General features: G+C 38.5%; 11 protein-coding genes, 2 other RNA genes and 2 pseudogenes. 7 read left to right on the plus strand and 8 right to left on the minus strand.

All coding sequences use genetic code 11. From position 1 onward, the window contains the following. Window positions 1–72 precede the first annotated feature (72 nt). Window positions 73–2,142 (minus strand): carboxy terminal-processing peptidase, encoded by a 2,070-nt coding sequence (gene prc, locus PARA_RS07245; protein WP_014065185.1) that lies wholly within the window; start codon window positions 2,140–2,142, stop codon window positions 73–75. Window positions 2,143–2,170: 28 nt separating this feature from the next. Continuing rightward, window positions 2,171–2,818, minus strand: coding sequence for an RNA chaperone ProQ (proQ, locus tag PARA_RS07250; RefSeq protein WP_014065186.1), 648 nt, complete (start codon window positions 2,816–2,818; stop codon window positions 2,171–2,173). A 170-nt stretch (window positions 2,819–2,988) separates the two neighbouring features. Between proQ and PARA_RS07255 the strand changes: the two genes are divergently transcribed. Further along, window positions 2,989–4,242: a PqiA/YebS family transporter subunit gene (locus tag PARA_RS07255; RefSeq protein WP_014065187.1), complete on the plus strand. Its 1,254-nt coding sequence runs from the start codon at window positions 2,989–2,991 to the stop codon at window positions 4,240–4,242. Then, the gene (locus PARA_RS07260; protein WP_014065188.1) at window positions 4,226–6,883 is read left to right on the plus strand and encodes a PqiB family protein; all 2,658 of its coding nucleotides are present in this window, start codon (window positions 4,226–4,228) and stop codon (window positions 6,881–6,883) included. The genes PARA_RS07255 and PARA_RS07260 overlap by 17 nt, the downstream gene beginning before the upstream one ends. 80 nt (window positions 6,884–6,963) lie before the next feature. Here PARA_RS07260 and PARA_RS07265 read toward each other — a convergent pair whose 3' ends face one another. Beyond that, window positions 6,964–7,509 (minus strand): KdsC family phosphatase, encoded by a 546-nt coding sequence (locus PARA_RS07265; protein ID WP_014065189.1) that lies wholly within the window; start codon window positions 7,507–7,509, stop codon window positions 6,964–6,966. Beyond that, the gene (locus PARA_RS07270) at window positions 7,509–8,444 is read right to left on the minus strand and encodes a KpsF/GutQ family sugar isomerase (protein ID WP_014065190.1); all 936 of its coding nucleotides are present in this window, start codon (window positions 8,442–8,444) and stop codon (window positions 7,509–7,511) included. Before PARA_RS07270 ends, PARA_RS07265 begins: the two co-directional genes overlap by 1 nt. Before the next feature lie 124 nt (window positions 8,445–8,568). Between PARA_RS07270 and rnpB the strand changes: the two genes are divergently transcribed. After that, window positions 8,569–8,945: RNase P RNA component class A (gene rnpB, locus PARA_RS10195), an RNA gene on the plus strand. A gap of 84 nt (window positions 8,946–9,029) precedes the next feature. On the opposite strand, the gene dinB is transcribed toward rnpB, so the two are convergent. Together dinB and PARA_RS07280 are read right to left on the minus strand one after the other, a co-directional pair. Next, the gene (gene dinB / locus PARA_RS07275) at window positions 9,030–10,097 is read right to left on the minus strand and encodes a DNA polymerase IV (RefSeq protein WP_041918257.1); all 1,068 of its coding nucleotides are present in this window, start codon (window positions 10,095–10,097) and stop codon (window positions 9,030–9,032) included. Between the two features lie 109 nt (window positions 10,098–10,206). Next, the gene (locus PARA_RS07280) at window positions 10,207–10,704 is read right to left on the minus strand and encodes a hypothetical protein (protein WP_014065192.1); all 498 of its coding nucleotides are present in this window, start codon (window positions 10,702–10,704) and stop codon (window positions 10,207–10,209) included. A 107-nt stretch (window positions 10,705–10,811) separates the two neighbouring features. Here PARA_RS07280 and ssrA point away from each other — a divergent pair. Together ssrA and PARA_RS07285 are read left to right on the plus strand one after the other, a co-directional pair. Beyond that, window positions 10,812–11,177: a transfer-messenger RNA gene (gene ssrA, locus PARA_RS10320) on the plus strand. A 200-nt stretch (window positions 11,178–11,377) separates the two neighbouring features. Beyond that, window positions 11,378–11,956, plus strand: a complete 579-nt coding sequence (locus PARA_RS07285; RefSeq protein ID WP_014065194.1) for an NAD(P)H-dependent oxidoreductase — start codon at window positions 11,378–11,380, stop codon at window positions 11,954–11,956. Between the two features lie 191 nt (window positions 11,957–12,147). On the opposite strand, the pseudogene PARA_RS10510 reads toward PARA_RS07285, so the two are convergent. Next, a pseudogene (locus tag PARA_RS10510) lies at window positions 12,148–12,294 on the minus strand (helix-turn-helix domain-containing protein); the annotation flags it as partial. Between the two features lie 99 nt (window positions 12,295–12,393). Here PARA_RS10510 and PARA_RS07290 point away from each other — a divergent pair. Both PARA_RS07290 and PARA_RS10495 read left to right on the plus strand, forming a co-directional pair. Next, window positions 12,394–13,032 (plus strand): hypothetical protein, encoded by a 639-nt coding sequence (locus PARA_RS07290; protein WP_014065195.1) that lies wholly within the window; start codon window positions 12,394–12,396, stop codon window positions 13,030–13,032. Window positions 13,033–13,271: 239 nt separating this feature from the next. Further along, window positions 13,272–13,406, plus strand: a complete 135-nt coding sequence (locus PARA_RS10495; RefSeq protein ID WP_014065196.1) for a hypothetical protein — start codon at window positions 13,272–13,274, stop codon at window positions 13,404–13,406. Between the two features lie 696 nt (window positions 13,407–14,102). Here PARA_RS10495 and PARA_RS10330 read toward each other — a convergent pair. After that, window positions 14,103–14,545, minus strand: a pseudogene (locus tag PARA_RS10330) (IS1595 family transposase); the annotation flags it as partial. Window positions 14,546–14,651: the final 106 nt, after the last annotated feature.

Here is a 14,651-nt window from a genome sequence, read left to right on the forward strand (position 1 = left end):
ACCTTTAAAAATATTCATAAAAATAACCGCACTTCAGTTTTTTTATCTGCTAAAGTGCGGTCAAAATAATCGTTATTTTGTTGCTTTTGCCGCTTCTTGTTTTATTTCAGCATCCACTTTTTGTTGATTAGCATTGAGTTTCACTAAATCAGCTGCCATTTTTTCCGCTTCTTTTAAGAAGAAATCTGGCGCTTCATAGTCTTTTGGTAAATCATCAATATCTTTTAATGCTTTTTTACCTTCACGTTTAAAACGATCATTTAAATCTTTTAAACGTCTCGCATCATCTTTATCATTTTCCGCTTTGCGCTCTTGGAAATTCAATGATAAGAATTTGCGCTCACGACGTTCATCACGAATTTTAAGATCTTCATTTAAAGCAATAAACTCAGGATCTTTTGCAATACGCTCAAGATGTTTTTCATTTAATGGTTCAACATCTTTACGCGCTTTGTTGGTTTCAGAATAAGTCGCCGGTGGAATTTTATCCCAAGGTAATGCGTTATCTTCTTTTTCTTCCCCAATTTCTTTTGCATCAATAATTTCAGGGAAATTAATATCTGCTGATACACCTTTTAATTGGGTTGAACCACCATTAATTCGATAGAATTTTTGGATAGTATATTGCAGCACGCCAAGTGGTGTTTGGTCTAAATCATAAACAAAGTTTAATGAACGACTTTGTTGTACTGTACCTTTACCAAAGGTATTTTGCCCAATAATGATACCACGATTGTAATCTTGCATTGCGGCAGCAAAAATTTCAGAAGCAGACGCACTGAAACGATTAATCATTACCAGCAATGGCCCTTTATATTGCTGAGCATTGTCGTCATCTTCGTGTACACGAATGCGTTGATAAGCATCACGAACTTGTACTACTGGACCATCAGTGATGAATAAACCACTCAATGCAACGGCTTCCGTTAACGCACCGCCGCCATTTTCACGAAGATCCACAATTAAAGCGCCAATTTTTTTCTTCTCAGCATCTACTAATAATTTTTTCACATCATCAGTTAAGCCAATATAGAAACTTGGAATTTTAATGACCCCAACCGTTTCCTCTTCTACTTTAGAAACGGTGAGTTTGGCTGCTTGGTCTTCGATACGTACTTTATCGCGAACTAGGGTCACAATACGGCTTTTTCCACCTTTTGCAGGTTCAATTTCAAGACGAACTTTTGTCCCTTTTTTACCTTTGATTTTGTCAACGATATCTTCTAAACGCCAACCGATAATATCTTCGATTTCGCCTTTTTCTTGGCCAACACCAATGATTTTATCGCCCGCTTGTAATTTTTTACTGCGTTCAGCCGGTGCACCTGGCACTAAAGACTTGATGCTGGTTTCGTCATCTTCCGATTGTAATGTTGCACCAATTCCTTCTAAGGAAAGATTCATACTTTCATTGAAGCTTTTTGCAGTACGCGGCGCAAGATAGCTTGTATGCGGATCGATTTCTCGAGCAAAGGCATTAATATAAATCTGAACAATGTCATCCGCTTTGGTTTGAGTTAATCGACGAATGGCTAAATTATAACGTTTAGTCAGTTTTTCTTTAATTTCAGGCCATTTTTTATCTTTTAACTTCAGACTGATTACATCATTTTTGACACGTTGTTCCCAAAGCTTGTTTACTTCTTCTTCGCTTGTAGGAAAAGGTGCTTTTTCACGGTCGATCTCAATTTGATCATTACCTTTTAAATCAGGTTCTTGATCTAATAAAGATAACGCATAAGCATAACGTTCATAGCGACGTTTCATCATCAGATCGTAAATCGCAAATGCAGCTGAAAGATCGCCCTCATTAAGTTGATCATCTAATTTAGAACCATATTTAGCACGTAAATCATCAATATCTGATTGTAAAAAGGTGTTATGGCTGTAATCTAAGCTTTTAATATAACGATCAAAAATCTTTTCGGAAAAGGCGTCATCAAGCTGGAATTTACGATAATGTGATTGTGTTAAACGTGTCGTTGCACGCTTTGTTGCTAACTGGTTTGCGTCAGTTGCGGAAGGAATCGTAATATCGCTTTGCTTTAATTTCGGCTGCACTGCAAATGTGTCAGACGAATGAAGAAATAACGCACCTAAAATTGCTGTAGCAATAAGACTTTTGGTTGTATGTAATTTCATTTAACCTTTCCCGATAAGAAATAAATTATTAGGCAAATAAACGATCTGCGGTGACAGTCATCACTAAACCATTCTCAAGTTCTACGCGTGCGCCATCTTTTTCCACATTTAATACGGTCGCATTTTTCGCTTGTTCTGCTACTTTCACTTTCACTTTGCTACCTGCAGAAAGTGTTGTGAAATCAACCGCACTTAGTTTTACTTGTGGGGCTTTTGGTTTGCGAGTTGCTTGATTTGCATTGGGTTTACGAGCAGGTCGTTTTTGTTGTGCTTTTTTCGCTGCTAATTCTGCTTTGCGTTTTTCTGCAAATTTTGCTTTTGCTTCAGCTAATTGCTGAGCGGCATGAGAAACGTGTTCTGCATCTAATATACCAGCAGGATTGCCGTATAAATCCACACGCTCAGCACCTTCTCGGCAGCCGTGTAAATAGCGCCAGTTGGAGGTGTATTGACGTAAAGCCTGACGTAATTGAGTTTTGCTGACACGTTCATCATCTTTTAATGCTTCAGCAAGATCTTGGAAAAGACCAATTTTTAATGGTTTAGCTTCACCTTCTGCAATAAAGCAAAGTGGGAATTTTTCCACAAGATATGCAATGATCGCTTTTGTATCAGTTAATTTTTGAACGCCTTCAGCATTATTTTCAACTTGGGCTTCAACTTGAGAATCTGTCATTTCTGAGTTTTCCTAGGATAAAAAAATAAAAACTTGCACAGTTTACCGCACTTTTATAAGGATTGACAATGGTTGGACAGAATAATTCCGTTTCTAACTCTAATGAATAACTTCACAAATTCCCTTAATTCAGGCTAAAATAGTCCACTTTTATAATTTCTGAAAACATAATGACAAAAACACCTGATTTTACTCATGCCACTTATAAACTCGTGCGTTGCATAGGATGCGATGCAACGGTGTCTGTTTGTCGTCCGCAAGAAGGGGAGCACGCGCAATGTCCGCGTTGCCATCATAAATTGCAATCAGGAAGTCGTTGGTCACTTAAACGTTGTTCATTAATCGCCCTTTCTATCTTAATTTTAATGCCATTTGCTTTAGGTTATCCATTATTGAGCTTAGATTTGCTGGGTACTAAAATTGATGCTTCTGTTTGGAAAGGAATTTGGAAAATGGCAGTGGAGGGATATTCCTATACTGCATTTATGATTTTTATCTGTGCTGTTTTAATGCCTGTATCTTTTGCGATTTTAGTCATTATGTTGCAGCTTTCTAAATTACTCAAAATTAAGCCTCGTAATGTCTTATTATTTGTGGGATATATTAAGCCTTGGGTCATGTTTGACGTATATTTAGTTGCACTGGGTGTCACCATGTTTAAAGTGCGTGAATATGCCACATTAGAAGTAGATGTGTATTTAATTGCTTTTGTTTTTACTGCACTTTTAACCACGTTATTATTCATTAAAATTAATTTAGATGACTTGTGGCATGATTTTTATCCCGATCAGAAACCAGTTACCAAAAGCGATAAACCTTTAGAACTTTGTACAGCCTGCGATTACACTTTTTTAAAAGAAGATCAAGAATACGATCACCGTCATCGAGCAATTTGTCCACGTTGTGCATCGCTTATTGAAATACCAGAGAGTGTAAAATTACAACGCGTTTGGGCGACATTAGTGGCAGGGATTATCATGCTTTTCCCGGCAAACTTGCTCCCAATCTCTGGCGTTTATTTAACAGGAAGTTTGTCACAAGATACCTTGATGTCGGGCGTGATGTCATTTATAAGCATGGGCAGCTATTTTGTTGCTTTCGTGGTATTCTTCGCCAGTATTTTTGTGCCAGTAAGCAAAATCCTCATTATGTTGTATTTACTGGCAAGCGTGCATTTTAAATGGCGACATTCAATTAAATGGCAGATGCGGCTATTACATATCGTACACTTTGTAGGACGTTGGTCAATGCTGGATCTTTTTGTGTTAGCCTTGATGATGTCTCTAGTAACACGTGGACAGATTATTAATTTTACTGTAGGCCCTGCTGCATTTTATTTCGGTGCAGCAGTGTTTTTAACTATGATTTCAACTTCTCAGTTTGATAGTCGATTAATTTGGAAAATTTATGACAGAAAACAATAAACCAGAATCTCAATCTATTGATGAGCAATATAACAATGTAGAAGCGTTATTACGTAAGAATAAACGCATCTCACCATTTTGGTTGTTACCTTTTATTGCATTATGTATTGGTGCGATTTTATTTTTCCAAATTGTGCAAGAACAAGGAAAGATGATTACGATTACATTTTCTAATGGTGCAGGGTTGGTTGCAGATAAAACACCGATTCGCTATCAAGGTTTGCAAATTGGCGTTGTGAAGAAGGTTAACTTTACTGACAATATGCAAAAAGTGAAAGTTGAGGCAAGTATTCATTCTGAAGCCACCGATGTGTTAAAGGAAAATACTAAATTTTGGCTTGTGCAACCGAGCGTATCACTCGCGGGGATTTCAGGTTTAGACTCTTTAGTTTCAGGAAATTACATTACGCTTCAACCAGGTGATGGTGATTCAGAAGATGAATTTATTGCGGAAGAACAAGGGCCTATTGCACAAGTAAATCCTGGCGATTTATTAATTCATTTAATTTCGGATGATTTAGGTTCGATTTCGATAGGGGCTTCTGTTTACTTCAAAAAAATGCCGGTCGGGAAAATTTATGATTACCGCTTCAATAAAGAGAATAAAGTTGAAATTGATGTGGTGATTGATAAAGCCTTTGCTCGTTTTGTGAAGAAAGATTCACGCTTCTGGAATATCAGTGGTATCAACGCTAACATTAATGCATCAGGTGTGAATGTAGAGATTGATAGTTTAAATTCAGTGGTGCAAGGTGCGGTATCATTTGATTCACCGCCAGATAGCCCGCAAGCTGTGACTAATAGCCACTATACACTTTATTCTAACTTGCAAGCGGCTAAACGAGGTATTGAAGTTGAGGTGACTATTCCAGTGACTGCAGGTTTAGATGCTGGGCAAACCTCTGTTTATTATGGTGATGAGCAAGTAGGGCTTCTTTCATCTTTAAGTGCGGACGAAAATAATGAAGAAATTTTAAAAGGCACATTATTAATCGATCCAAACCAAGCTAACCTCTTAAAAACGAATACACGTATTGTGTTAAAAAATCGTAAGTTAGATTTGGGTGATGTGGCTAATCCGAAAAAATTCTTCCGTGGAGATTATTTTGAAATTATTCCAGGTAGCGGAGAAAGCAAAACACAATTTGATGTGATTCGAGAACATGAGTTATTACTCAAAGCACCGAATACTTTGATTTTAACCTTAACCGCACCAGAAACTTATGGTATTGCTGAAGGACAATCGGTGTTTTATAACAATATTGCTATTGGTCAAATTGTGAAGCAGCACTTAAATGTTGATGGTGTGAAATTTGAAGCGGCAATAGCTGCAGAATATCGCAATCTTATTCATGAAAATACTCAATTTGTGGCTGCCTCTAATTTCGATGTAAGTTTTGGTATTGATGGCTTACGTTTTGAATCTGCAACACCATCAAAATGGTTGCAAGGTGGGGTGAGAGTATTACCTAAAAAAGGAAGTGGTGCTCCACATTCAAGCTATCCACTTTATAAAGATATCAGTAGTGCAGAAACGGGTATTACGGGTAACTTAGTGAATCCAAGTATTGTGCTACATTCCACTAATTTGCCAAGTATTAGCAAAGGTTCTGTGGTGCTTTATCGTCAGTTTGAAGTGGGTAAAATTATTAACGTAAGACCGAAAGCCAATAACTTTGATATTGATGTGTATATTTATCCGGCTTATCAAAATCTTCTTACAGATAAAAGTGTATTCTGGGTAGAAAGTGCGGCACAAATTGATATTACGCCGAAAGGCATTAGTATCCAGGCATCACCGGTTGCGCGATCATTAAAAGGCGCAATTAGTTTTGATAATACGGGTTCAGGCAAAAATAAAACACTTTATCCAAGTGAACTAAGAGCAAAATCAGCGGGGCAAGTGATTACGTTACTCACAGATGATGCAACATCTTTAAGTAAAGGAATGAGCTTGCGTTATCTTGGTATGAATGTGGGTGAAGTTGAGCAGATTGCCCTTGATCAAAAAACAAATCGTATCACAGCAAAAGCATTAATTAACCCAAGTTATATGGGGATGATTGCAAAAGAGGGTACCGTATTTAAAGTGATTTCCCCACAAATTTCAGCGGGTGGGATTGAAAACTTAGATAGCCTTTTACAGCCTTACATTGATATTGAGTTAGGCAATGGACCATCAAAAACACAGTTTAATTTAGCGCAAACCGCACAGCCTCGAAATAAATACAGCAATGGCGTGCCATTTATTTTGGAAACCAGTGATGCGATGAATTTAACAGAAGGATCACCTGTGCTTTATCGAGGCGTTGAAGTGGGCACCGTGCGTAAGTTTGAATTGAATTCTTTAGGTGATCGTGTGTTGGTACATATTGCGATTACACCGAAATATCAACATTTGGTACGTAAAAATTCAGAGTTCTGGGTTTCATCAGGTTATGATTTCAACCTTGGTTGGAAAGGCGCAGAATTTAATACCGGTAGCGTACAGCAATTGTTGAAAGGTGGCATTTCGTTCTCGACCCCATCGGGTACGATTGTTCAACCGCAAGCAACGGCAAATCAGCGCTTTATGTTGCAAGTGAAGAAACCAGCTGAAGCACCAACTTGGAATTCGGGTGCTTTACCGGCAAATCAATAAAACATAAAAAGAAATAACCGCACTTTTGAATCATCAAAGTGCGGTTATGTTTTTAGATATTTTGAATAGTGTTATAGGTGTTATTGCCCCATATTTTTGACTGATTTTAAAAAGCCCTTGGCTGAAGTATAGACTTCATCTTTGCCCTGAGCATGTAAAATCATATCGGACATTTCACGGAATGCCCCTTTACCACCACCAAGGGCAAGCACATAATCTACAGCATTTTGCACATAAGGTGCAGAGTCAGCAACGGCAAAAGAAAGGCCACAGGTTGCAAAAGCAGGGAGATCGACGCTGTCATCACCAATATAGGCAGTTTGTTCTGCGGTAACACCTGCTTGTTTCATGAGATCCAAACAAGCGCTTTCTTTTTCAAGTTTGCCTAAAAAGAACAATTTAATTCCGAGATCATTAATTCGCTTACGCAGAATCGCAGAATCTCTGCCCGATAATACGGCTACCTGAATACCTGCATCCATCAACATTTTGACACCAAGTCCATCGCGCACATGGAAGCTTTTAATGGCTTCGCCATTTGCATCATAATGGAGTAGTCCGTCAGTTAATACGCCATCAACATCGGTGATGACCAATTTAATTTTCTTTAATTTTTCGTTAATCATTAGCTTGAGAACTCCACTAAACCAACAACATTATTTTCATCATTGACCACAACAAGAGAGTGGATTTTCTTCTCTTTCATCAAGTCTTCCGCTTTCGCTAAGAATTCATTTTCATGAATAGTTTTCGGTGAAGAGGTCATCAATTCTTTCGCGGTTTTATTAAGCGTATCAGCACCATTAGCTGTTAATGCTCGGCGCACATCACCATCGGTAATAATGCCTTTAAGTTGTTGGTTTTCCATGACTAATGCCACACCCATACGACCTTCATTCATAATAGTTAAGCAATCAGTGAAGCTGGTATCTGGTGTGGTAATCGGTAATCGAGTTTGCATTTGATCTTTTACTTTGCATAACAAACGACGGCCAAGGCTGCCACCCGGATGGAATTTCGCAAAATCAGCCGGTTGGAAATGACGCGCTGTAATTAATGAAACTGCAAGTGCGTCGCCTAAGGCTAAAGTCACTAACGCAGAAGTGGTTGGTGCAAGGTTGTTTGGACAGACTTCGCGTTCGACAGTGATATCTAAAACATAATCCGCATGGCGAGCAAGCGTTGAGTTTTTATTGCTGGTTAATGCAATAATTTTATTGCCAAAGTTTTTCAAACTTGGAATGAGTTTATTTACATCATCGGTTTCACCGCTATAAGAAATCAGCATCACAATGTCGATCGGTTTTAACATACCTAAATCGCCATGAAAGGCTTCAGTCGGGTGCAGGAAGAAACTTGGTGTTCCTGTAGAGGCAAAAGTCGCCACCATTTTTTTGCCAATTAGCCCCGATTTACCAATACCACCGATGACCAAACGGCCTTCGCAAGCAAGGATAAGATCCACAACTTGAGAAAACTCATCATCCAAGCGTTGGCTTAGTTGTTTGAGCGCTTGGCTTTCAACAGAAAGCGTTTCTCGTGCGATTTGTAAATAATTCATAGGAGATCCTTATGATAGAAGTGCGGTTGAAAATAACCGTGTTTTATGGGGCTATTCTAACGGAAGTTATTAAAAATAAGAATGAAAATTTGACCGCCCTTTGAATTCCCCCTATACTACGCCGCGAGTTGGTTAGACAATCGCTGGTTTATTGAAGCCCTTAACCGTGTTCGCACGACCTAGTGGGACAAGTAAACGAGAGGAAAGTCCGAGCTACAAAGGGCAGAGTGCCGGATAACGTCCGGGCGGCGTGAGCCGACGACCAGTGCAACAGAGAGCAGACCGCCGTGAAAACGGTAAGGGTGAAAGGGTGTGGTAAGAGCACACCGTGCCGTTGGTAACAACGTGCAGCAAGGTAAACTCCACTCGTAGCAAGACCAAATAGGAACTCAATGGGTGGCCCGTCCAGAGTTCGGGTAGGTTGCTTGAGCGGCAGAGTAATTTGTCGCCTAGAGGAATGATTGTCCACGACAGAACTCGGCTTATCGACCAACTCAACAAATTCATCAAAAATGACCGCACTTTTGTTTTTTCACATCTCATTAAGATAGAATGAATAAAAGTGCGGTCATTTTCCTTTGTGTTTTACCACAAGCTCATTTGTTCTAAATGGTTTTCTTCCGGTAACGTCACGTGTAATCCCACAAGACGAATAGACTTCCCCTGGCTACGTTGCCAAATTTGTTCCAGTAATTGCTGAAAGCTTTTTATTGATAAAGGTAATCCTGTCTTTTCTAAGGTCGTCACCTGAAAATCTTCAAACTTTAATTTCACCCCAATTTTGCGAAAAGCTGTTAAAGGGATATTCGGCGCGCTCCGTTCAATGCGACGAATAAGCTCGGCATAGAGATTATCTAGCAATGCTATACCTTGTTCGAGATGACGAATATTTTCGGATAAAGTGCGTTCTACACCGATAGATTTTCTTTCTCGATGTGCTTGGATTTCTCGCTCATCAATGCCATGGCTAAAATCCCAAATTCGCTTGCCCATTTTCCCGAAGATATTCAACAGAATAGATTGATCGAGTTTTTGCACATCTTCACAAGTTTCTAACCCCATTTTCAATAAACGTTCAGAGGTGACTTTGCCCACACCTGGGATTTTCTTCAATGGTAGCGTTTTTACAAACTGTTCAACTTCATGAGGTTGAATCACAAATTGTCCGTTCGGTTTATTCATATCGGAGGCAATTTTGGCGAGAAATTTAAGGGGCGCCACACCGGCAGAGGCAGTCAGTTTTAACTCATCAAAAATGGCTTGACGAATTTCTTGTGCGATCCAGGTGGCGGATCCTGAACATTGTGTACAATCCGTGACATCTAAATAAGCTTCATCTAAGGAAAGTGGCTCAATGATAGACGTATAGCGCTGAAAGATCTGATGAATTTGTGCGGATACCTGTTTATAAAGTGGCATATTAACAGGCACTAAAATCAGATTAGGGCATTTTTTGATGGCTTGTGCTGTTGGCATTGCACTGTGTAGCCCAAATTTTCGTGCTTCATAATTACAGGTGGTAAGCACACCACGTTGTCGAGAACTACCACCTACTGCGACAGGTTTTCCCTGTAGCGTTGGATTTTCACGGATTTCAACAGAGGCATAAAAGCAATCCATATCAATGTGAATGATTTTTCGGGTGGAATTCATGCGGTAAGTGCGGTCAAAATTAGGCGTGTTTTTAGTATATCGAAAAGAAAATAACTGTTCAACCATACAGTTATTAAAAAGCCCACATTACGTGGGCTAGATAAGAAAATTAACGATCTGAGAGAACGGTTTTATCACCAAACAGGATAACGCGTTCAATAGGATAAACATCAATTTTTTCTTGTTGGTTCATAAAGACTTTACGTGCATCTTCAGCCAATTGAACAAACGGAATTTGTAAATTAATATTGATGGATTTACCCGGTTGTAATGGGGTTTCTAAATTGATTTGCATATCTTGGCTGTAAATAACTTTACGGTTATTCACATATACGCCCACCCATTGAATATTTTTGATTGGTTTTTGACCAATGTTAGTGATTTCATGTTTGAATGCACTTAATGCTTGGCCATTTTCGTCAACCACCATTTCACGATTACCAATATTGATGGCAAGGTATTTGTCGATGTTATCACTCGCTTTTGCCACTTGTTGAGTTGCTTGTGATGCTTTTGCAGGTATTGCTTCTTTTGCAATAACTTGTGTGTTAAATGCTAAACATAATGCACCTAATGAAAGTGCGGTCAGAGATTTTAATGTTTTCATTATTCGATTCCTTATAAAAAAGTGGCAAAATTTTACCCTAACTTCTCTGGTTAATAAATAGCTTCTTTTCCTTTCTTGGATTTTTTGATAAACTGCCGAACGATTTTGGGGCTGATTCTGGATTCGACGGGATTAGCGAAGCCCAAGGTGCACGTCGAGGTGCGGTAGGCCTCGTAAATAAACCGCAAAAAAATAGTCGCAAACGACGAACAATACGCTTTAGCAGCTTAATAACCTGCTCATAGCCTTCGCTCCCCAGCTTCCGCTCGTAAGACGGGGATAAAGCGGAGTCAAATCAAAACGAGATCGTGTGGAAGCCACCGTTTGAGGATCGAAGCACTAAATTGAATCAAACTAGCTTAAGTTTAGCGTGTCTGTCCGCATGCTTAAGTGAAATTAAAGACGAGACTAAACGTGTAGTACTGAAGGTAGAGTAATTTCGGACGCGGGTTCAACTCCCGCCAGCTCCACCACAAAATAAACCTATCAAGTCCTATGAAAGACTTTAAAGCCTTGAAAATAATGACTTCAAGGCTTTTTTATTGCGCTTTTAACTTCTATCAAACTCTCGAATTTGAGTAGTGTATTTAATAGTTGGCGCTTATTGATTGGTTAAATTGTTGCATTAGTAAAGTGCTTAGTAATCGGTAAATTATCAGCTAAAGGAGAAAAAATGAATATTTTATTATTAGATGGTGGTAAAGATTTCGGACATTCGCATGGTGAGTTAAACCACACACTTCATAAAAAAGCGAAAGAAGTTTTGACCGCACTTGGACACAATGTAAAAGAAACCGTGATTGATGCCGGCTATGATGTTGAGGCAGAAATCGAAAAATTCTTGTGGATGGATGCCGTGATTTGGCAGATGCCAGGTTGGTGGATGCACGAACCTTGGACAGTGAAAAAATACATAGACGAAGTATTAACCGCTGGACACGGCAAGCTTTACCACAGTGATGGCCGCCATCGTGTCAATCCAACCGAAGGCTATGGCACAGGTGGCTTGTTGCAAGGTAAAAAACACATGCTTTCGCTTACTTGGAATGCGCCGATTGAAGCGTTTACTCGTGAAGGCGATTTCTTCGAAGGCAAAGGCGTGGATGCTTTATATATGCACTTCCACAAACTCAATGAGTTCATCGGCTTGACCCGTCTGCCGACATTCTTATGTAACGATGTGATCAAGAATCCACAAGTAGAACAATACTTAGCAGACTACCAAGCACACTTGGAAAAAGTATTTGGCTAATTGATAATTGAGAAATATTTGTTTAGAAGGTGAGCATTTTAGCTCACCTTTTTTATTTCAAACGCTTATCAAACTTTTTGATAGGGAGAGGAAGAGGAATAGACTGAGTTTAGATCAAACAAGCGGTTTTAATTTTGAATTGAATTTGCAAAAACATCTAAAAATCTGACCGCACTTTAAAATAAAAAGATCTAAACATCCTCAATTTGAAACTGCTTACGCCAGCGATTCGGTGAAATCTTATGTTTTTTCAAGAAGTGCTGACGCAAGGCGGTATCGCTATGAAATCCACTTTGTTCTGCAATATCAGTAATAGATAAATCTGTGCTATCAGATAGTCACGTCGCTGTTGTTACTGATAGCAATAGTGAGTATAGTTATCCATATGTAAGTACGTACGGTGAGGATTATTGGATTTTACCTAAGGGGAAATGTTCATGTTAATTAAAAAATTTCTTTTTACATGTTTTATTGCCATTGTTTTTGCCGATGCTAATGCTTGTACCCGCACTATTAACGAGGGTTGTGAGAAGACTATTCAATTTACAATGGATGATAATATTACCGTTTCCAATGTGATACATTGGGAAATCATGCCTGGAAAATATGTTCTGAATTTTAGACATTATCGAGCATCAGACTCAGAAGGGGCGGTTCATCGGTTGACTGAAGATCAGCTCATTAATGCCATTAAGTACTCCATTGCGCAAATCGATAAAAATAAATTGTATGAAATACAGTTAAACTGGAGCAGCAGCGAGACATCAAGAAAGTCGGTTGAGAAAGCGCTTAAGGAAAATACTTTGTTGGGCGGCAGGTATTCGGCATTCGATAAAAAGATTCAAAAGATTACAACAAAATCTTTTGTTCAAAGCCCGTTCATACAGAAGTTGTGCATGCAGATTGATAATCTGAAGATGAGCTGTAATTTCAAATCATATTTCTTGGAGCCCATTTTATTTAAGACGGGCGAGTATAGCTCCGGAAAAACTATTCGCTCAGATGAAAATGCAAATATCGACTGGATTGGTTTAGCTTCATATGAACTGTGGTTTGGTATTCCTATTAGTCAGTAAGCAAACATAGACTAAGTTGAACACCCAACTTTCAAAAAGGTCGTCTGAAAAACTTTCAGACGACCTAAAATACATCCTCCTCAGGCGATAACAAAAGTTAGTCTCTACAAGACGGCTGTCCCTGTCATAAAAATACCGAGAAGAAGCCTAAGCTGCATCAGCACCGAAGATTAAAGAGGTGGCAAAATGTCCAGATTACTTTAGACCTTGCGCGCATATGTACGCGACCATTGAATGGTATGCCATTTGATTTTAGAACTTCAGGTTGGACCGGTTTAGATTTGGGCATCTTCCATGAACATATTTTCTTTGATGATGGTACAAATATTGGATTTACAACTACAGGGCCATTTTCTGAAACAGCCCTAAAATAATTGCCAAATATAAATGCTCAGGAAAACATTATGATGATTTGAAAATGAAAAAAGCAGTAAATCAAGTGGAAGAAATGAGGGTGGTTTTACCTAAGAGTTCAAATCGACATGACGGAGTAGTTATTGGAAAAAATATGGGAATAACACATATCATGTTGTGTCCAATAATTGCCAAGATTTTACTTCTGATGCCAAAAAAGCTTACAAAAACATTAAATAATCTAGGATTGAAGAATGAATTTTTTTATAAAAAACTGTCTGGTAGTATATTATACTCTAATATCTTTATCATTCTGTATACTTTAATATTATCTTTTTTTTTGCTTCTCTGAAATATTTGGTATTAAAAGGCTATGGTTTTATTTTTTATGGGTGATACATGGAGATGATTTAATTATAATGTATGTCCCAATTTTATTTTTTATAACACAAATATTTTTTACTTTAAGAAGCAAAAGGGAAATAATAAGAAAAATTATCTTGCAAACTCTAAATCTTATTTTTATTTATACAATTAGTTATTTTATATTTTATATAATATTTTTTAGTTTTTTCTACAATGGGGAATAGCTATAAATTCTCCTATCAAGTTATCTAGAAAGAAGTTTTTACGCATGTTAAAAGCAGACGAAAGTAGACAAATTTAGCAAATATTGCAGCTTTATATATTTAAGTAGGGGCTGTACTAGATTAGCTCTAAATTCCACACCAATCCCGCAGGATTTTAAGCTGTTGAGACGGTGTGCCGAAGTTAAATCGAAATTCGCATTCTTTCAAGAAAAGCGGGAAAGATTTGCGATCGATTCCGTTGTATTTTTGCAAGACGCATTTTGCCTGATTCCAAAATTCTCAATCCCGTTGATGTGGTTCTGATGGTCTGCAAGCGCTTTGGAATGGTTGAAGTGGTGATGGATAAAACCGCTGACGCCCGGCTTGTCATAGCTGCTCAGGCTATCCATGTAAACAATGCAGTCCGGCATGATTTTCTGTTTGATAACAGGCAAAGCATCGGACTTGGCATTATCTACGGCAACGATATAGACCCGTCCGTTACGTTTCAGAATGCCGAAGACGACAACTTCCCCTGATGCACCGCGACCGTGTCTGCTCCTGCAGCGTCCGCCGAAATAGCTTTTATCCATTTAGATCAAACAAGCGGTTTAATTTTGAATTGAATTTGAAAAAACATCTAAAAATCTGACCGCACTTTGCCATAAAAAGCCGTCTGAAATTTCAGACGGCTTT

This window comes from Haemophilus parainfluenzae T3T1 (assembly GCF_000210895.1).
In the GTDB taxonomy this organism is placed as follows: Bacteria; Pseudomonadota; Gammaproteobacteria; order Enterobacterales; family Pasteurellaceae; genus Haemophilus_D; species Haemophilus_D parainfluenzae_A.

What these genes read in the sequence shown, in the direction of transcription:
- prc (WP_014065185.1), bottom strand. Translation starts at nt 2,142, where the DNA reads ATGAAATTACATACAACCAAAAGTCTTATTGCTACAGCAATTTTAGGT.
- proQ (WP_014065186.1), bottom strand. Translation starts at nt 2,818, where the DNA reads ATGACAGATTCTCAAGTTGAAGCCCAAGTTGAAAATAATGCTGAAGGC.
- PARA_RS07255 (WP_014065187.1), top strand. Translation starts at nt 2,989, where the DNA reads ATGACAAAAACACCTGATTTTACTCATGCCACTTATAAACTCGTGCGT.
- PARA_RS07260 (WP_014065188.1), top strand. Translation starts at nt 4,226, where the DNA reads ATGACAGAAAACAATAAACCAGAATCTCAATCTATTGATGAGCAATAT.
- PARA_RS07265 (WP_014065189.1), bottom strand. Translation starts at nt 7,509, where the DNA reads ATGATTAACGAAAAATTAAAGAAAATTAAATTGGTCATCACCGATGTT.
- PARA_RS07270 (WP_014065190.1), bottom strand. Translation starts at nt 8,444, where the DNA reads ATGAATTATTTACAAATCGCACGAGAAACGCTTTCTGTTGAAAGCCAA.
- dinB (WP_041918257.1), bottom strand. Translation starts at nt 10,097, where the DNA reads ATGAATTCCACCCGAAAAATCATTCACATTGATATGGATTGCTTTTAT.
- PARA_RS07280 (WP_014065192.1), bottom strand. Translation starts at nt 10,704, where the DNA reads ATGAAAACATTAAAATCTCTGACCGCACTTTCATTAGGTGCATTATGT.
- PARA_RS07285 (WP_014065194.1), top strand. Translation starts at nt 11,378, where the DNA reads ATGAATATTTTATTATTAGATGGTGGTAAAGATTTCGGACATTCGCAT.
- PARA_RS07290 (WP_014065195.1), top strand. Translation starts at nt 12,394, where the DNA reads ATGTTAATTAAAAAATTTCTTTTTACATGTTTTATTGCCATTGTTTTT.
- PARA_RS10495 (WP_014065196.1), top strand. Translation starts at nt 13,272, where the DNA reads ATGCCATTTGATTTTAGAACTTCAGGTTGGACCGGTTTAGATTTGGGC.